The sequence below is a fragment of the Janthinobacterium glycogeni genome (assembly GCF_051380725.1).
GTDB lineage: Bacteria > Pseudomonadota > Gammaproteobacteria > Burkholderiales > Burkholderiaceae_D > Janthinobacterium.
Genome location: NZ_JBNYXP010000005.1, coordinates 174545 through 192098, shown reverse-complemented (window position 1 = coordinate 192098; position 17554 = coordinate 174545). Strand labels below are relative to the sequence as shown.

Genomic DNA, 17554 nt, shown 5'->3' with positions numbered 1-17554 from the left:
ATGCCATGACCAACCTCATTCAATCACGGAAAATGCATCGGCGTTATCGCTGGCGTGGATGTAATTACCGCGCTTGTCCTTGCCTTGCGAGCGTATCAGCCGCACCGAAATTTCGGTCTTGCCGTCGGCTTTCCATTGGTCTGCAATATAGATGCCGCCTATCGCCTGGCCGATGAACAAGGCGGCATGATTGCCATGTGGTCGGTTCGGGTAACGCTCCCTGACAAATGTGGCGATCGCGGTTCCCGGTTTGATGTTGGCGTTCCCCAACACCGCTTCACCCTCGCGCCAGTTTGCCGTGACTGGCGCGCGAGCATAGTACTGCACCAAAGCGACGCAGCGGCGACTACCGACAACGGGCCTGCCTTTCAACTCGGCGACATTGGAATAAATATAGGGTATGAATCATCTCCTTGAGATAGATGTCATGCCACTCTATGCCGGATCAGGGACGGCGCTTTTAAGCAAGCACAACTGTTTTTCCAATCCCAGGCGCATTCTTGCAAAAAAGCCGGCATGCAGCCGGCTCTCTTCGTCTTTTACTGCAGGATACCTATCCCGCCAGCACCGACTGCACCGTCGTCGCCAGGTCGTCGAGGCGCACGGGCTTGACGAGGAAATGGCGGAAGCCGACGGCCAGCGCGTCGTCCATGTACATGGGCAGGCTGTGGCCGGTGACGGCGATCAGCACGGCGTTGGCCGTCTCGGGATTGTGGTGCAGGCGGCGGCCGATTTCGATGCCGCTGATGCCCGGCATCTCGATGTCGAGGTAGACGGCGTCGGGCACGCACAGCTTGACTTGCTCGACGGCCATCTGCCAGTTGCGCACCACCACCGCGTGGTGGCCCAGCGCTTCGAGCAGCATGGCCAGCGATTCGCCCACTTCCTGGTTGTCGTCGACCACCAGCAGATTGAGTTTGCGCGCAGCACTTGCCGGCTGGTCGCCCTGGCGGCGTTCCACGGAGGAATCGCCTGGTGTCGTTTCAGTTATCTGGCTCATTGTACGTTCACGTCTGACGGCTGCAAAAGCGGCAGTATACAAGAAGCACGCAGAATGCCGCCGCACCCGAGCAATGGTGCCAAGCGGCAATCCAGACTCCTTCCTGTACCGCGTCAGCAACACTTCCTCACCCAGCAGACAGGCATACCACCACTACGCAGTGTTCGCAATTGACGGATAAAATGAGAATCATTATCATTATCATCCTTTTGCGCCGGACGTCCACGCCACGATGTTGTCGCGCCGCCCGATTGCCCGCGCAAACATTGTCATTACGGAGATCCATGCATGGCCGTCACACCTTTCGCACTGCCCTTTTCGCTGCGCCCGTGCGCGCTGGCCATCGCCCTCGCCTGCCTGGGCGCGCCGCTTGCCGCGCAAGCGCAGGAAGCCAATAGCGCAGACAATGCCGGCCCCATTCTGGAATCGATTCAGGTCAGCAGCAACCTGCTGGGCACCAGCATGGCCGCCAGTACGAAAAATTTCGCGGGCGCACGCACCGTGGTACAGAAGGACGATATCGAGAACTCGGGCGCGACCAGCCTCAGCGACGTAATGCGCCGCATTCCCGGCGTGCAGATCAGCGACAACTCGGGCAGCGCGGGCAGCGCCATCTCACTCAACATCGGCGTACGGGGACTGGCCGGACGCTATTCGCCGCGCAGCACGGTCTTGCTCGATGGCATACCGATGTCGGTCGCGCCGTATGGCCAGCCGCAACTGTCGTTCGCGCCCGTCAGCCTCGCCAATGTCGAGACGGTCGACGTGGTGCGCGGCGGCGGCGCCGTGCGCTTCGGCCCGCAAAACGTGGGCGGCATCATCAACTTCAAGACGCGCCGCGTGCCCACCACGCCAGGCGTCACAGGCGACGCCACCGTGCGCTACAACTCGTACAGCGAAGTGGGCCACAACACGCAGGCCAGCGTCTTCGCCGGCACCCAGCTCGACAGCGGCCTGGGTCTGGCGGTGCTGTATTCCGGCATCCGCGGCAGCGACTGGCGCGTGGGCAGCGATGAGAAGGTCAACGACTTCGCCCTGAAATTCCGCTACGACCTGAGCCCGACGGCCGAGGTTTACGGCAAGCTGTCCTACTATGACGTGACGTCGCGCACGCCGGGCGGCCTGACCGCCGCGCAATACAAGCAGGACCCGTTCCAGAACACGCGCCCCACCGACTTCTGGAGCGGCGAGCGCAAGGCCTTCGACATCGGCTACCTGAACGCCCTCTCCGGCACGCAGGAAGTCGAGGTGCGCGCCTACTACAACAAGAGCTCGCGCGAAAGCACGCTGATCAGCGGAAAAAACCTGGGGCATCAGCCGCGCAACTATGAAACGACGGCCATCGAGCCGCGCTACACGCAGCGTTTTATTACCGGCAAGGTCTCGCAGGACGTCACCGTCGGCTACCGCTACCTGGTCGAGCGGGCCGACGAGGCCATCTACAACGTCGTCATCGCCAGCGGCGTACGGCAAGCGCCGACGCGCTTCGCCGACAATGCCACCGATGCCCAGGCCGTGTATATCGACGACAAGATCGCCATCGACGCGTGGCGCATCACGCCGGGCGTGCGCTACGAACACATCAAGATGGAACGCTTCAACCACTTGCCGACCGACCAACGGATCGAGTTGCTCAACAACAAGGCCCTGCCCTCGCTGAACGTGGCTTACTTGCTCAACACTAACGTGACCCTGTTCGGCAACTACAACAGCTCGTTTGGCGCCGTGCAAAATACGCAGCTCAATGCGCAGTCAAGCAAGAATCCGCTGCAGCCGGAACTGGCGAAAACAGCCGAGCTGGGCGCGCGCTGGAAAAGCGGCCAGCTGTCGGCCGAAGCGACCTTGTTCAACATCAAGTTCGACAACCAGATCCAGTCCGTCGGCAGCGGCGAGAACGTCGTCTTCTACAATGTGGGCGCCACGCATCACCGGGGCCTGGAATCGGCCATCGACTACCATTTCGACCGATCCGGCCCGCTGGCCGGCTTGAACGCCTACGCCACCTACACCTACACCAAGGCGACCTTGCAGGATGGCGCGAACGCGGGCAATGACGTGCCCTTCTATTCGCGCACCACGGACACCGTCGGCGCCCACTACCAACTGGGCGCCTGGGGCTTCGACCTGTCGAGCAGCCACCAGAGCCGCCAGTTCGCCGACGAAGCCAACACCGTGGCGGAAAACGCGGCCGGCAACCTGGGCGTCATTCCCGGCTTCCGCACCTGGAACACGCAAGTGAAATGGAAAGTACCGGGCCCGGCCGGCCTGGAGCTGGTCGCCGGCATCAACAACCTCGCCGACAAGCGCTACTTCACGCGCACCTCGGACGGCAACCTGGGCAAGCTGGTGGGCGCGCCGCGCATGGTCTACCTGCAGGGCCGCCTGACCTTCTGAGCACGGCCTGCGGCAGTGCCTATCGAATCGAGATGCCGCCGCCCCCGCGCCTCCCCTCAGAAAAACCTGCATCGTTGTTGTTTCGATGCAGGTTTTTTTTACGTCCCGATGTCACAAAAATACCGTGGTGCAAGGCGGTCGGAAGCCGTGTTCGCCTTACGGCGCGACAGTAATTGTTCCGTCATGAAAATAATTGCCATTAAGAAACAAAAGATTTCACAATTGCAAATATTTTTAGCGAGCGCTTGTTTTTTTCGTGAGTTTTGGTGATATTCTTTAAATGTCATTTAAGAAATTAAATTATCCTTTAATCAACCAAAAGAGAACCTCATGAAAACGCCAGCCACCTTCCTGAAGATTGCCGCATTGGCCACCCTGGTCACCGCCGGCGCCGCCAACGCCGCGACCGAACTGGTGGTCAACGGCAGCTTTGAAGACAATGTCATCGCCTCGGCCTGGGCACCGCTCAGCAGCGTGACAGGCTGGACCTCATCGGCCAGCGGCAACTCGGCCTTTGAAATCCAGAAAGGCGCCACGCAAGGCGGCCAAGGCGGATTCAACCCTGTCGCCGCCAACGGCACGCAATACCTGGAACTCAATACCGACCGCCTGACGTCGGTATCGCAAGCGATCGCCACCACGGCCGGCAGCACCTATGCGCTGTCGTTTGCCTACTCGGGCCGCCCCGATACGGCTGGCGGCGCCAACAGCCTGATGAATGTCTACTGGGGTTCCACCCTGCTGACGCCAACGGCATTGATCGGCACCACGAGCGGCGTGTGGCAAACCTACAGCCAGAACGTGACCGCGCTCGGCTCGTCGAGCCTGCTGCGCTTCGAATCGATCGGCCCCGTCTCCGCACCCACCTATGGTTCCTACCTGGACAACGTCTCCGTAATGGCCGCCGTGCCGGAACCTGAAACCTACGCCATGATGCTGCTGGGCCTGGGCTTGCTGGGTTTCATGGCACGCCGCAAGACAGCCGCCTGAGCCCGGACAGTCGCCGCGCAACAGCCGTCCCGCCGTTTGGCCGGGCGGCTTTTTTGCGTCCGAAGAAGCGTGCACCGCCGCATTAAATGTTGCCCAAAAGAATTAAATTGGCGCTACAATAGCGGAGTATCAAGCAATGCCAAGCATCGCTCCGCCAGGGCCCCTACCCCGCCCTGATCATCAGCACGCATTTTTTGAACAGGATGACTGGCGCTGCCGGACCCGATTGCGCTTCCGGCACGGCCACCACACACGCACCATGTCTGCAGAAAAAACCATTACCGAAACGAGTTCCTACGGCAAGGAAACACCCGTGGGACGTCCCGACATCGATGGCCGCGCCGGCATTTTCGTGCCCACGGCGGAATTCGACATCAACAACACCACCACCATCCGCAAGGGCGCAGGCATTGTCGGCTTCGGCAACCTCGACGGCACCCTGACCGTGTATTTCGAAGCGAACCGTTTCGACGAAAGCAATCTGCACAAGTGGGAACACAAGGCGCGCAAGGCGTATGAACGCATGGTCATGGGCGCGCCCACGGTGTCGAAGGCGAAGATCGATGCGCGCATGCTGGAACAGGTGGGCATCATCGATGGCATGGGCATCAATCTCAAGCATCCGGAACGCCTGACGCACTGGCTGGCGATGTCGAACGTGCCGGACACGGCGCCGGAAGAGCCGGTGCTGCGCTGGAAAAATCGGTAAGTAATCCTCAGGAAATTATTGTGAAGTTATGACGAACAGAACCGGATGCTATGCAAGGCGCCCACTGCGACGCAGTGCGAGCACTGCTAGCAGTGGGCAACGCCGCAGAGCGCCGGTTATGGAAGTCAGAAATCGCAATAATTTATTGGGGGTTACTCCGGCCGCCGGAGAGCGAGGCGGGGCCTCAGCGACGAGGTGTTGTCCTACATCGTGGCGGACATTCATCCGATGCCCAAAGGCATCAATTCAACCTAAGATGAAAGCCTGACCACACCTCATTACTACTCAGGAGTACGACATGTCCCGCCTCATCCCGATCAGCTTTGGCGCCTTGCAAATAGGTCTGGCAGCGGCGGCGATGTATATCCTGTGCTCGGCGGACGTGCTGCACCAGAGTTCGGTATATTTCCACTGATTCAGCTTCGCGGCGCTGCCCGTCATGGCCAATGAGAAAGCGCGCCGTGCTTTACGAAGCACGGCGCGCTTTCTCACGCCAGATGGCCAATTTTCGGCGTCTAGCGACGGCCGTGGTAGCGGCCATGCCCGCCCCAGCCGCCGCGGTGTCCGCCGTAGCGCCCAAAGCCAAACATGAAGTCCAGCCCGATCGTCACGGGCGGATTGTAGTAATACGGTTGCGGCGCGTACACGGGCGCCGGCACATACACTGGTTGCTGCACGTACACAGGCTGCTGCACATACACGGGCTCATTCGTGTATTCCACGCGCGGTTCGCTCATCACGCGGCCCGACTGCACCGGCTCGGACGAGACCGTATGCCATTCATATGGATTGTAGGCCCCCTGCGGCGCGCGCGAACCGTAATACGCGGGACCGGGGGGCGCCACGGCACAGCCACCCAGGGCGGCCAGCGACATTACTGCCAACAGGGTTTTCATCGTAATTCTCCTCGAGTACCAATTCTCTGCACTACCTTAATTAAGTACTATAAGAAATTACACGTGGCTTTGCTGCGCTTTTACCGATTGTTACACCCCGACGCACGCCGCAACATGAAATGTGGCAATGGCGCCACAAGCAGCCCGCGCGGCATGTTTCCTCAGATAAATGGAATCGCGCACGTATCGATGGCCTTGCCGACCGCATCGTAGCGCTGCACGCACACTTGGTAGCGCACGCCGTAATCGAGCTCGACCTGCTCGACCTTGCCATACTTCAATTTCCAGCTGGGCTGCACGCGCTGCTTGCCCGCCAGGGCCGGCACGTCCTGTGGTATCGCCATCGCCGTTTGCGTCTCGCCCTGGCGCGCATCCTGGCGCCGCGCCACGTCGATCGAAACGTCCACGGCCAGGTCGACGCCGCCGTCCGCATAAGCGAGCCGCGGCGCGCTGCGCTGCGCCCGCATCACACCCCAGCTGCAAGCCTTGCCGCCGGCCTCGCATTGCTTCAATTGCGCCAGCGGAAAATGTTCAGGGGCAATCTTGCCATCCTTGATGGGCCAGCTGGTGCGCACGCCGTCGCGCTTGCCTGTCAGGGGATTGTCCCAGCTCAAGCTGTTGACGACGGCGACGGTCTGCCCCGCCTGCAAGCCCACAGGCGTGCCCAGTGTAGCGCAGGCGGAAAGCAGCAAGCCGGTGGCCGCCAGGGAAGAAAGTGTCAGGATGCGCTGCATGATAAGCCTCTTGTGGTGAGAGATCCCGAAGGTATGTTTCGAGGGTAACAGAATCGGGGGCGACAGCGCCGTTGGCTGGCGCACATAACAATACGGGCGGCACCCTCGCAGGCGCCGCCCGTAGCGGATATGGTCATGCCGGGAGCGGCGCTCCCGACGATGCGTGGATCAGTCCAGCTTCCAGGCGTAATCGACCTTGGTCCAGGTTTGCGCTGCGGCGCCGTCCTTGGTGCCCGGCTTGAACTTGCATGCGGACAGGGCCTTGATGGCGGCCTTGTCCAGGTTCTTGAAGCCGCTGCTCTTCTCGACTTTCGAATCGGCAACACTGCCATCGGCATTGACCAGGAAGGACATCGACACGGTGCCCTGCTCTTCGTTCATCAGCGAGGCTTTCGGATAGTCGGCCTTGCAGTTCTTGGCATCGAACGACGCCGGCACCTCGGCAGCGAAGGCTGCGGAAGAAACGGACACCAGCAAGGCTGCTGCAACACTCATCAAACGCTTATTCTCAAACATGTGCTTCCCCATGATTATCAGATACGGTAATTACAACTTCCTGTGCGCTGTTGGCCGCGCTTAAAACTCTTCCCACTCGTCATTGCTGGTGCTGCCGGCCCCTGCCGCCTTGCGTGGCGCCGCGGCAGCCACGGGAGCGGACGCTTCGGTCTTGCGGGTCAGCGATTTCACCGGACGCAATGCCGGCGCCGGCTTGCGCGCGGCAACCGGAGCAGCCACAGCCGCCACGGGCGCCGGCACAGACGCCGCTACCGGTTTCTCTTCGCCTTCGACCAGCTTGAAGATGCTGACCACGTGGGCCAGTTCGGCCGCCTGGTCCTGCAAGCTTTGCGCCGCGGCGGCGGCCTGTTCCACCAGGGCGGCATTTTGCTGCGTCATGCCATCCATCTCGATGATCGACAGGTTGACCTGTTCGATGCCTGCGCTTTGTTCCTGGCTGGCACTGGCGATCTCGCTCATGATGTCGGTCACGCGGCGCACGCTGTCGACCACTTCGCCCATCGTCACGCCAGCCTGGCCGACCAGACGCGTGCCGCGTTCCGTCTTCTCGGCCGAATCGTCGATGAGGATCTTGATTTCTTTCGCCGCGCCGGCGGAGCGCTGGGCCAGGTTGCGCACTTCCGACGCCACCACGGCAAAGCCGCGGCCTTGTTCGCCGGCACGTGCCGCTTCCACAGCCGCGTTCAGCGCCAAAATATTCGTCTGGAAGGCGATGCCGTCGATCACGCCGATGATGTCGACGATTTTCTTGGCCGACTCGTTGATCGAGCTCATGGTGTCAACCACTTGCGACACGACGGAGCCGCCCTTCAGGGCCACGTCCGACGCGGTCGCGGCCAGCTTGTTCGCTTCGCGTGCATTGTCGGCATTCTGTTTCACGGTCGAGGTCAGTTCTTCCATCGCCGACGCCGTTTTTTCCAGCGCGCTCGCCTGCATTTCCGTGCGCGACGACAGGTCGATATTGCCATCGGCGATTTCGCGCGAGGCCGTGCCGATGGTTTCCGTACCGACGCGCACCTGGCCGACGATGCCCACCAGGCTGTTGCGCATCTCCTTCATTTCCGCCAGCAGGCTGGACGTATCGGAAGGCTGGGTGTGGATGCCGATCGACAGATCGCCATTGGCGATGCTGCCGGCGATCGATGCCGTATAGTCAGGCTCGCCGCCCAGCTGTTTCAGCAGGCCGCGGGTAATCACCAGTGCCGCCGCCACGCCCATCGCCACGGCCAGCACGCCGAGGATGATCATGAACAGGCGCGCGCTGTCGAAGGCCTTGCGGGCGTCCGTTTGCATCTGCTCATTGAGCTTGTCTTCCAGGGTGGCCAGCTGCTCCAGCGCTTCCATCCATTTTTTCTGCACCGGGCGGATTTCCTTGATCATCACGCGCGTGGCGCCTTCCGCATCGTTGGCCATCCATAGTGCGGATGCCTTGGCGATGGCCGGCATGGCGGCCGCTTCGTATTCCTTGATCGACGCGAGCAGGGTTTTTTCTTCGGCAGTCGACTCGACGGCGAATTTCTCTTCGAGCTTCTTCTGCGTTTCCTGATAGGTGCTCGTCTGCGTCTTGATACGCGCCATTTCCGGCTCCATATCGCTCGCGTCTGTCATCAGGGTGAGGATGCGCAGCGAGGTGATGCGGTCGCTGACGTTGCCACGCATGTCGATCACCAGACGGGTGACGACGTTGTTGACATTGATCACGTGATCGAGACGTTCCTGGATTTGCGCCATGCGCGCAATGCCGAGGACGGTCACGGCCACCAGCAGAACCAGTACCAGGGCGAAACCCAGGCCCAGGCGGGTACCAACCTTCATTTTTGCTAAATTCATTTCGGCTCTTCGTAAATGAAACTATTGATAAGGATTTTTTGCCCGGCACGACAAGACGAAGGCTGCGGTACACCGGTATCCGCCCTTACCCATTGGTATGCTGGCGGTATCCGGCTGCACGCAGCCTGGGGTACTTCCTGGTCCTTCGCCAGCCCTGAAACAGCCAGTGACTGCGAATGCAAACTTGCTCCACACACTGAATTTTTGACACTGCTGATGTGAGATCAACATCAAACATTCATATGAGAAATATTTGTCTATAATCAATTATAGGTGTAAATTTTGCCTCAAAGCAAGCAATAAGTACCCGAATAAATGGCAGATTAACTTTCTTCGGGGAAATGGCAACAACGCCGATTCTTGCCCCTTAGAAATGCCCCATGGCAGTGCGGGCGTGCGCCGAAACGGCGCATTTACAACACATGGCGTAGCCATATTGCATCGTTTTGGAGGAGGTGCTCAGAGGAAGGGGGAGTACGGACAATACCACTGCGCAGGGGCAGCGGTATAGACAAGTTGGCTCAGCTGTCCCAGCTGCAATGCATCACATAGGCGTGGCACTCTGTGCCAAAGACAAAGACGCTCCAGATGGCGCCCAATTGCCCGGCCAGGCTGATCTGGCTTGACGATACCAGTTGATACCAGCGGGGCTCGCCGCGCAGCAGTTCGGCCAGTTCGCGTTCGAAACCGTCATATAAACGCGCATCGAGCGGCTGACGGTCCGCCTCGCTCATGGGACGAAACCGTTCCAGCAACCACTGGCGCGGCGTGCAGGCGATGCCGCTGCACACCACGCTCTCGAGCGGCCGCAAGGACAAGCCGTCCGGCGCAATCCGCAGCGCGCGGCACAGCGCCTCGAGCGATGCCTGCGGCGCGACGGGTCCCAGATACTCGCAAAGAAACAAGCTGCCGTCATCCTTCAGAGCGCCGACGGCCAGCAGGTAGCCCTCAATCACGCGCGCAAGGCTGTGGCAGGCGTCCATTACGCGGGCAGCGACAAACGCGCCGCCGCCTCCAGCAGCAAACGGGGGTCGCCCGAGGCCAGCTTCTTCGAGTCCGACAGGGTCTGGCGGAAGCCGCGCGCGCCGGGCAGGTTTTGCATCAGGCCCAGCATGTGGCGCGTGACGCTGTTCAGTTTCAAGCGCCCCGCTTCCTTTTCCAGCTGCGCGCTGATATAGGGAATCATCGCTTCGAGCACCTGCTCGCGCGTTTTCACGGGCGTCTCGTCGCCGTAATAGCGCTGGTCGAACTGCGCCATCACATACGGATTGTGATACGCCTCGCGGCCCAGCATCACGCCATCGAGGTGCTGCAGATGCAGGTCGATCTCGTCCAGGGTCTTGATGCCGCCATTGATGATGAACTCGAACTGGGGAAAGTCGCGCTTCAGGCGGTAGGCGTAATCGTATTTCAGCGGCGGCACTTCGCGGTTTTCCTTCGGACTCAGGCCTTTCAGGATGGCGTTGCGCGCATGCACGATAAACGTCTTGCAGCCGGCGTCGGCCACGGTGCCGACGAAGTCGCGCACGAAGTCGTAGGACTCGCTGTCATCGATGCCGATGCGGTGCTTGACCGTGACGTCGATGTCGACCACGTCGCGCATGGCTTTCACGCAGTCGGCCACCAGTTGCGGCTCGGCCATCAGGCAGGCGCCAAACGCGCCTTTCTGCACGCGCTCGGAAGGGCAGCCGCAGTTCAGGTTGACCTCGTCGTAGCCCCACTGCTGGCCCAGCTTCGCGCTGGTGGCCAGGTCCGTCGGGTCGCTGCCGCCCAACTGCAGCGCCACCGGATGCTCTTCCTCGTTGAAGCGCAGATGGCGCTCCACGTCGCCGTACACGAGCGCGCCCGTCGTCACCATCTCGGTGTAGAGCCAGGTGTGGCGCGTGATTTCGCGGTGGAACTTGCGGCAATGGCGGTCGGTCCAGTCCATCATCGGGGCGACGGACAGGCGGCGGGAAGGCAAAGAAGAGGAAGTCATGGTGTCTACAAAAAAACAGGAGCTGCAAATGACAAACCCGCTGCGCGCCTCACCGGTGAAGGAAAGGCGGAGCAACGGGCTTGAGCGCGGCATGGCCCGCAGGCCATGCGCTACAACAGATTACGAATCACGCGACGCTTTTTTACGCTCGTGCTCTTTCAGGAAGCGCTTGCGCAGACGGATCGATTTCGGCGTGATTTCCACCAGTTCGTCGTCCTCGATGAATTCGACGGCGTATTCCAGCGACATCTGAATAGGCGGCACCAGGCGCACCGCTTCGTCGGTACCCGACGAACGCACGTTGGTCAGCTGCTTGCCCTTGATCGGATTGACGACCAGGTCGTTGTCGCGCGAGTGGATACCGATGACCATGCCTTCGTAGACCGGGTCATTGTGCGACACGAACATGCGGCCGCGGTCTTGCAGTTTCCAGATGGCGTAGGCAACGGCGGCGCCGTCGTCCTGCGAAATCAGCACGCCGTTGCGACGGCCAGCCATTTCGCCACGGGTGTTGTCGACTGGCGCGTATTCGTGGAATACGTGGCTCATCAGGCCGGTGCCGCGGGTCAGGGTCATGAATTCGCCCTGGAAGCCGATCAGGCCACGCGCCGGGATCAGGTACTCGAGACGCACGCGGCCCTTGCCATCCGATTCCATGTTTTGCAGGTCGCCACGACGACGGCCCAGTTCTTCCATGACGCCGCCCTGGTTGACTTCTTCCACGTCAACCGACAGGTTTTCAAACGGCTCGTGGCGCACGCCATCGACCATTTTGAAGACCACGCGTGGACGCGACACGGCCAGCTCGAAGCCTTCGCGACGCATGTTTTCGATCAGAATCGTCAGGTGCAGCTCGCCGCGGCCCGACACTTCAAAGATCGTGTCGTCGTCGGTCGGCGCTACGCGCAGAGCAACGTTGGCCTTCAATTCTTTTTCCAGACGGTCACGCAGTTGACGCGAGGTCACGAACTTGCCTTCGCGGCCAGCCAGCGGCGAGTTGTTGACCATGAAGTTCATGGTCAGGGTTGGCTCGTCGACGGTCAGCATCGGCAGCGCTTCCGGGGTGTCCACTGCGCACAGGGTCGAACCGATGCCGATTTCGTCGATACCGTTGATCAGGCAGATGTCGCCGGCAACGGCTTCGTCCACCAGCACGCGCTCCAGGCCCTTGAAGTTCAGCACCTGGTTGATGCGGCCTTTGATTGGCGTGGCGCCTGGGCCATTGATGACCAGCACGTCTTGACCAACTTTAACGGTACCGCGGTTGACGCGGCCAATGCCGATCTTGCCGACGTACGACGAGTAGTCCAGCGAGGTGATCTGCATTTGCAGCGGGCCTTCCGGATTGTCGTCACGTACTGGAACGTGTTCCAGGATGGCGTCGAACATCGGCTTCATGTCGCCGCCGCGCACGTCTTCGGTCAGGCCGGCATAGCCGTTCAGGCCCGAAGCGTAAATGATAGGGAAATCCAGTTGTTCGTCGGTCGCACCCAGCTTGTCGAACAGTTCGAACGTCTGGTTGATGGCCCAGTCCGGACGTGCGCCTGGACGGTCGATCTTGTTGACGATCACGATAGGCTTCAGACCCAGTGCCAGCGCCTTGCGAGTGACGAAACGGGTTTGCGGCATCGGGCCTTCTTGTGCATCGATCAGCAGCAGAACCGAATCGACCATCGACAGAACACGTTCCACTTCGCCGCCGAAGTCGGCGTGGCCTGGGGTGTCGACGATGTTGATGTGGGTGCCTTCGTACTCAACAGCGCAGTTCTTCGACAGAATCGTAATGCCGCGCTCCTTTTCCAGGTCGTTCGAGTCCATGACTCGGGTGTCGACCGCTTGGTTTTCACGGAAGGTGCCGGACTGGCGCAGCAGCTGATCCACCAGCGTGGTTTTGCCGTGGTCAACGTGGGCGATAATGGCGATATTACGAATTGCGCGTTTTGTATTTGACATGGTCGTAGTAGTTACTGAAAAACTGCGGAGTGCGTACAAGGTGTACGAGATACCCGAATGCTAATCTATTTCCGGAACCGCGTAGTATAGCATGTTGCGTTGCAACGCTATCTAAAAATGCTGGCGGCTCCCACAGTCGGGGACGGTTTGTTTAAAAAAGCGACACTGTTTGACGAGTGTCGCTGGGTAATGTGACGTTGCTGTGACTTATTGATGCGCTGTCGCGATCAAGCGCTCCGGGGCCAGGATGCTGTATTCCTGCAACTGGCCCGTGCCCAGCAATTTGCTGTCGTGATACACGCGCACCCTGCCCGGTTCGGCCGGCACGGCGACGTCTTCCTTGCCCAGCGCAATGCGCTGGCCATGCAGGAAACGCTTGGCCAATTCTTCCGTCAGCTGGACGGCGGGGAAACTCGACAATAATGCATCGACGGGCGCCAGCAAGCTCAACGGCTCGGCATGCGCCGTCAGCGCATCCAGGGTCACGACGCCATCGAGCGTCAGATTGCCCACCTGCGTGCGGCGCAAGGCATTCAGATGCGCGCCGCAACCCAAGGCATGGCCGATGTCTTCGCCCAGCACGCGGATATATGTGCCCTTGCTGCACATCACGGACAATTTCAGGAAAGGGGCTGCATAGCCGAGGAACTCGAGCTTGTGGATGGTCACCGGGCGCGCTTCGCGCTCCAGGGTGATGCCTGCCCTTGCATACTCATATAAGGGCTTGCCGTCCCTTTTCAAGGCCGAGTACATGGGCGGCGTCTGCAGGATAGGCCCGCGGAACCGCGCCAGCACGGCTTCGATCTGTTCTTCGGTGACGTTGACGTCGCGCGTTTCCAGCACTTCGCCTTCCGTGTCGCCCGTATCCGTCGTCTGCCCCAGATGCACCAGGGTTTCGTAGGTTTTATCCGCTTCCAGCAAGTCCTGCGAGAACTTCGTCGCCTCGCCAAAGCACAGCGGCAGCAAGCCCGTGGCGAACGGGTCCAAGGTGCCCGTATGGCCCGCTTTTTTCGCGTTCAGCACGCGCTTGGCCTTGATCAGGGCGTCGTTGCTGGACCAGCCGACAGGCTTATCGAGCAACAAGACACCATCGACCAGGTCGCGCACCCGCTTGATGCCCGGTGGTTTCTTCGGACCCGCCACTGTTATTGCTCGTCCGTCTCAGGTTTCGCGTCCGGCTCGGCGTCGGCCGCGCGCGTGGCGTTGGCCTTGTCGATCAGCAAGGACATTTCCATGCCGCGCGAGGTCGAGCTGTCGTGCACGAAATGCAGCATCGGCAAGGTGTGGATGTGCAGGCGCTTGCCCAGCAAGCCACGGATGAAGCCCGACGCGGCCATCAGGCCTTCGGTGGTGTTCTTGATGGCTTCCTTGCTGTCTTTCAACATCGTGAAAAACACCTTGGCGTGCGCGTAGTCGGGCGTGATCTGCACTTCGGTGATGGTGATCATCGTGCCCACGCGCGGGTCTTTGAGTTCGTAGGCGACGATTTCGGCCAGATCGCGCTGGATCTGGTCGGCCACGCGCAAGCCGCGCGCTGGCATGGTTTTGCTATGTTTAGCCATGATTTTATGCTGTCCTAAGTGCCGCAGGGCGCATGGATCAAACGGTTGCCCGTTGACCAATGCGCCCCACGTGTTTGCGCGGACAACGGTATGTCCGCGCGGTTTTCATTGCTGCTGCGATTACAGGGTACGAGCGATTTCCTGGACTTCGAACACTTCCAGCGTGTCGCCAACCTGAATGTCGTTGTAGTTCTTCAGCGACAGGCCGCACTCCAGACCGGCGCGAACTTCTTTCGCATCGTCCTTGAAGCGTTTCAGGGAGTCGATCTCGCCGCTCCACACCACGATGTTGTTGCGCAACAGGCGGACGGAAGAAGCACGCTTGACCACGCCATCGGTGACCAGGCAACCGGCAATCGCGCCCACTTTCGAGACCAGGATGACCTGGCGGATCTCGACCTGGCCGATGACCGTTTCGCGTTTCTCTGGCGCCAACATGCCCGACAACGCCGATTTGATCTCGTCGATCGCATCGTAAATGATGTTGTAGTAGCGAATGTCCACGCCATTCGACTCGGCCAGCTTGCGTGCCTGGGCATCAGCACGGGCGTTAAAGCCGATGATGACCGCTTTCGAGGCGACTGCCAGGTTGACGTCCGATTCCGTGATGCCGCCGACAGCGGCGTGAACCACTTGCACGCGCACTTCGGAGGTCGACAGTTTCTGCAGCGAACCGACCAGCGCTTCTTGCGAACCTTGCACGTCGGTTTTGATGATCAGCGGCAAGTTTTTCACTTCGCCTTCGGCCATCTGGTCGAACATGTTTTCCAGTTTCGCCGCTTGCTGTTTCGCCAGTTTCACGTCGCGGAACTTACCTTGACGGAACAGACCGATTTCACGCGCCTTGCGCTCGTCCGCCATGACGACGACTTCTTCACCGGCAACCGGCACTTCCGTCAGACCCTGGATTTCAACCGGAATCGAAGGACCCGCTTCAGCGATCGACTTGCCGTTCTCATCCAGCATGGCGCGAACACGGCCATACGAAGAGCCCGCCAGAATCACGTCGCCGCGCTTCAGGGTACCGGACTGCACCAGGATCGTCGCGACAGGACCACGGCCCTTGTCCAGACGCGCCTCGACTACCAGGCCGCGCGCAGGCGCATCGACCGGAGCCGTCAGTTCCAGCACTTCGGCTTGCAGCAGCACTTGTTCCAGCAGGTCGTCGATACCCTGACCCGTTTTGGCCGACACCGGCACGAATGGCGATTCGCCACCGTATTCTTCCGGCACGACTTGCTCGGCGACCAGTTCCTGCGTCACTCGGTCCACGTTGCCGCCTGGTTTGTCGACCTTGTTGATCGCCACCACCAGCGGTACGCCGGCTGCTTTCGCATGGGCAATCGCTTCTTTCGTTTGCGGCATCACGCCATCGTCGGCGGCAACCACCAGAATGACGATGTCGGTTGCCTTGGCGCCACGGGCACGCATCGCGGTAAACGCTTCGTGGCCCGGGGTGTCGAGGAAGGTGATCATGCCGCGTGGCGTATCGACGTGGTAAGCGCCGATATGCTGCGTAATGCCGCCCGCTTCGCCGGAGGCAACCTTGGCGCGACGGATGTAGTCGAGCAGCGAGGTCTTGCCGTGGTCGACGTGACCCATGACGGTGACCACCGGTGCGCGCGGCTTGGTTTCGAAGTGTGCGTGTTCGCCCACGTCGGCCAGCAGCGCTTCCGGATCGTCCAGTTCGGCGGCGAACGCCTTGTGGCCCATTTCTTCCACCAGAATCATGGCGGTTTCCTGGTCCAGTACCTGGTTGATCGTGCACATCTGGCCCAATTTCATCAAATGCTTGATGACTTCGGATGCCTTGACGGACATTTTGTGCGCCAGTTCGGCCACGGTGATCGTTTCCGGTACGTGCACATCCTTGACGACGGCTTCCGTCGGCGCCTGGAAGTTCGATTCACGGTCGTCATGGTGCGTCGGGCGACGGCCCTTCGCGCCACCGCGCCAGCTGTCACGGCCGCCTGGGCCGCTGTTGCCGCGTGGTTTCGGACCACCGGTGGTGCCGCGTTTTTTCGCGTCATCGGACCAGGTGGACGACACATTGGCCGACTTGATGGATTTCTTGTCTGCAACAGCAGGCTTCTTGTCGCCCGGCTTGTCGCCAGGTTTCTTGTCAGCAGGCTTGTGCAGGGTGCCTTCCGGCGCCTTCGGCTTGACGGGAACCGGTACGGGTTCCGGCGCCTTGATGGCGCGGCGTGGCGCGTTCATCATGGCCTTGATCTGGGCGACTTCGTCGGCAACGGCCTTGCGTGCACGCTCGGTGGCTTCCGCTTTGTCAGCGGCTTCCTTGGCGGCAACAGCAGCGGCGGCGGCTTTCTTCTTCGCTTCTTCAGCGGCAGCGGCTTTTTTCGCTTCGGCGGCGGCGTCATCAACGACAGGCGCGGCAGCGCTGGCGGCAGGCGCGGCGGCAGCCTTGGCGGCCGCTTTCTTCGCTTCCGCTTCCGCTTCTTTCTTCGCAGCCAATTCAGCCTGTTGCGTGGCTTTCGCCTGGGCTTCTTTTTCCGCGTCGAGCTTGGCCAGACGTTCTTGTTTTTCGCGCAGATCGGCTTCCTGGCGGGCGATCAGTTCAGCCTGTTTACGGGCTTCTTCCTCGCGGCGCGCCACGTCGGCGGGATCGATCACCGGTGCGGCAGGCGCGACCGGTTCAGCTGCGACCGGCGCAGCTTCGTCGCGCTGGACGAAAGTGCGTTTCTTGCGCACTTCCACCTGGATGGTGCGCGATTTGCCGGTGGCGTCAGCTTGCTTGATCTCAGTCGTTTCCTTGCGGGTCACGGTGATTTTTTTCTTTTCTGTGTCAGCCGCTGCGCCGTGTGTGCGGCGCAGATGATCCAAAAGCTTGTCCTTATCATCTTTCGACAATGGATCTGACGTCGAACTTTTCTCGACGCCGGCAGAACGCAGCTGCGTCAGCAGCAAATCTGCAGGCATCTTCAGTTCGGTGGCAAATTGGGCTACGTTGTTACTCGCCATTCAGTCCTCTTTT

General features: G+C 60.6%; 15 protein-coding genes. 3 read left to right on the top strand and 12 right to left on the bottom strand.

Going from position 1 to position 17554, the window contains the following annotated elements:
- Positions 1–15: 15 nt before the first annotated feature.
- Both ACQ4W4_RS13775 and ACQ4W4_RS13770 read right to left on the bottom strand, forming a co-directional pair.
- A complete protein-coding gene (locus tag ACQ4W4_RS13775) occupies positions 16–393 on the bottom strand; it encodes a BPSL0067 family protein (RefSeq protein WP_495542790.1) in 378 nt (125 codons plus the stop codon).
- A 160-nt stretch (positions 394–553) separates the two neighbouring features.
- Positions 554–1000, bottom strand: coding sequence for a response regulator (locus ACQ4W4_RS13770; RefSeq protein ID WP_436542473.1), 447 nt, complete (start codon positions 998–1000; stop codon positions 554–556).
- 288 nt (positions 1001–1288) lie between these two features.
- Between ACQ4W4_RS13770 and ACQ4W4_RS13765 the strand changes: the two genes are divergently transcribed.
- The 3 genes from ACQ4W4_RS13765 to ACQ4W4_RS13755 all read left to right on the top strand — a co-directional run bounded on the left by ACQ4W4_RS13765 (position 1289) and on the right by ACQ4W4_RS13755 (position 5093).
- Positions 1289–3394 carry a TonB-dependent receptor family protein gene (locus tag ACQ4W4_RS13765; RefSeq protein ID WP_436542472.1) on the top strand — a complete coding sequence of 702 codons (2106 nt, stop codon included), beginning with the start codon at positions 1289–1291 and terminating at the stop codon, positions 3392–3394.
- A gap of 330 nt (positions 3395–3724) precedes the next feature.
- The gene (locus ACQ4W4_RS13760; RefSeq protein WP_436542471.1) at positions 3725–4384 is read left to right on the top strand and encodes an FxDxF family PEP-CTERM protein; all 660 of its coding nucleotides are present in this window, start codon (positions 3725–3727) and stop codon (positions 4382–4384) included.
- Positions 4385–4643: 259 nt separating this feature from the next.
- On the top strand, positions 4644–5093 hold the full coding sequence (locus tag ACQ4W4_RS13755) for a hypothetical protein (RefSeq protein WP_436542470.1): 450 nt from the start codon (positions 4644–4646) through the stop codon (positions 5091–5093).
- Positions 5094–5608: 515 nt separating this feature from the next.
- Here the strand turns inward: ACQ4W4_RS13755 and ACQ4W4_RS13750 are convergent.
- From ACQ4W4_RS13750 to infB, 10 genes are all read right to left on the bottom strand, one after another.
- Positions 5609–5989 carry a hypothetical protein gene (locus tag ACQ4W4_RS13750; protein ID WP_436542469.1) on the bottom strand — a complete coding sequence of 127 codons (381 nt, stop codon included), beginning with the start codon at positions 5987–5989 and terminating at the stop codon, positions 5609–5611.
- A gap of 161 nt (positions 5990–6150) precedes the next feature.
- Positions 6151–6723 carry a hypothetical protein gene (locus ACQ4W4_RS13745; RefSeq protein WP_436542468.1) on the bottom strand — a complete coding sequence of 191 codons (573 nt, stop codon included), beginning with the start codon at positions 6721–6723 and terminating at the stop codon, positions 6151–6153.
- 168 nt (positions 6724–6891) lie between these two features.
- Positions 6892–7239: an energy transducer TonB gene (locus ACQ4W4_RS13740; protein ID WP_034760455.1), complete on the bottom strand. Its 348-nt coding sequence runs from the start codon at positions 7237–7239 to the stop codon at positions 6892–6894.
- Between the two features lie 60 nt (positions 7240–7299).
- Positions 7300–9069, bottom strand: a complete 1770-nt coding sequence (locus tag ACQ4W4_RS13735; RefSeq protein ID WP_436542467.1) for a methyl-accepting chemotaxis protein — start codon at positions 9067–9069, stop codon at positions 7300–7302.
- A 521-nt stretch (positions 9070–9590) separates the two neighbouring features.
- Complete coding sequence (locus ACQ4W4_RS13730) at positions 9591–10052, bottom strand: hypothetical protein (protein ID WP_436542466.1); 462 nt, start codon at positions 10050–10052, stop codon at positions 9591–9593.
- Positions 10052–11047 (bottom strand): tRNA dihydrouridine(20/20a) synthase DusA, encoded by a 996-nt coding sequence (gene dusA / locus ACQ4W4_RS13725; RefSeq protein ID WP_436542465.1) that lies wholly within the window; start codon positions 11045–11047, stop codon positions 10052–10054. Before dusA ends, ACQ4W4_RS13730 begins: the two co-directional genes overlap by 1 nt.
- Positions 11048–11167: 120 nt before the next feature.
- The gene (gene typA / locus ACQ4W4_RS13720) at positions 11168–13000 is read right to left on the bottom strand and encodes a translational GTPase TypA (RefSeq protein WP_034782534.1); all 1833 of its coding nucleotides are present in this window, start codon (positions 12998–13000) and stop codon (positions 11168–11170) included.
- 207 nt (positions 13001–13207) lie between these two features.
- Positions 13208–14143, bottom strand: a complete 936-nt coding sequence (gene truB / locus ACQ4W4_RS13715; protein ID WP_436542464.1) for a tRNA pseudouridine(55) synthase TruB — start codon at positions 14141–14143, stop codon at positions 13208–13210.
- Between the two features lie 2 nt (positions 14144–14145).
- Entirely contained in the window at positions 14146–14562 is a 417-nt protein-coding gene (rbfA, locus tag ACQ4W4_RS13710; RefSeq protein WP_152253626.1) for a 30S ribosome-binding factor RbfA, read from the bottom strand.
- Between the two features lie 120 nt (positions 14563–14682).
- Positions 14683–17541: a translation initiation factor IF-2 gene (gene infB, locus ACQ4W4_RS13705; protein WP_034760145.1), complete on the bottom strand. Its 2859-nt coding sequence runs from the start codon at positions 17539–17541 to the stop codon at positions 14683–14685.
- Positions 17542–17554 lie beyond the last annotated feature (13 nt).

Excerpts from the sequence above, each read along its gene's own strand:
- ACQ4W4_RS13770 (WP_436542473.1), bottom strand. The coding sequence starts at position 1,000 with ATGAGCCAGATAACTGAAACGACACCAGGCGATTCCTCCGTGGAACGC.
- ACQ4W4_RS13765 (WP_436542472.1), top strand. The coding sequence starts at position 1,289 with ATGGCCGTCACACCTTTCGCACTGCCCTTTTCGCTGCGCCCGTGCGCG.
- ACQ4W4_RS13760 (WP_436542471.1), top strand. The coding sequence starts at position 3,725 with ATGAAAACGCCAGCCACCTTCCTGAAGATTGCCGCATTGGCCACCCTG.
- ACQ4W4_RS13755 (WP_436542470.1), top strand. The coding sequence starts at position 4,644 with ATGTCTGCAGAAAAAACCATTACCGAAACGAGTTCCTACGGCAAGGAA.
- ACQ4W4_RS13750 (WP_436542469.1), bottom strand. The coding sequence starts at position 5,989 with ATGAAAACCCTGTTGGCAGTAATGTCGCTGGCCGCCCTGGGTGGCTGT.
- ACQ4W4_RS13745 (WP_436542468.1), bottom strand. The coding sequence starts at position 6,723 with ATGCAGCGCATCCTGACACTTTCTTCCCTGGCGGCCACCGGCTTGCTG.
- ACQ4W4_RS13740 (WP_034760455.1), bottom strand. The coding sequence starts at position 7,239 with ATGTTTGAGAATAAGCGTTTGATGAGTGTTGCAGCAGCCTTGCTGGTG.
- ACQ4W4_RS13735 (WP_436542467.1), bottom strand. The coding sequence starts at position 9,069 with ATGAATTTAGCAAAAATGAAGGTTGGTACCCGCCTGGGCCTGGGTTTC.
- ACQ4W4_RS13730 (WP_436542466.1), bottom strand. The coding sequence starts at position 10,052 with ATGGACGCCTGCCACAGCCTTGCGCGCGTGATTGAGGGCTACCTGCTG.
- dusA (WP_436542465.1), bottom strand. The coding sequence starts at position 11,047 with ATGACTTCCTCTTCTTTGCCTTCCCGCCGCCTGTCCGTCGCCCCGATG.
- typA (WP_034782534.1), bottom strand. The coding sequence starts at position 13,000 with ATGTCAAATACAAAACGCGCAATTCGTAATATCGCCATTATCGCCCAC.
- rbfA (WP_152253626.1), bottom strand. The coding sequence starts at position 14,562 with ATGGCTAAACATAGCAAAACCATGCCAGCGCGCGGCTTGCGCGTGGCC.
- infB (WP_034760145.1), bottom strand. The coding sequence starts at position 17,541 with ATGGCGAGTAACAACGTAGCCCAATTTGCCACCGAACTGAAGATGCCT.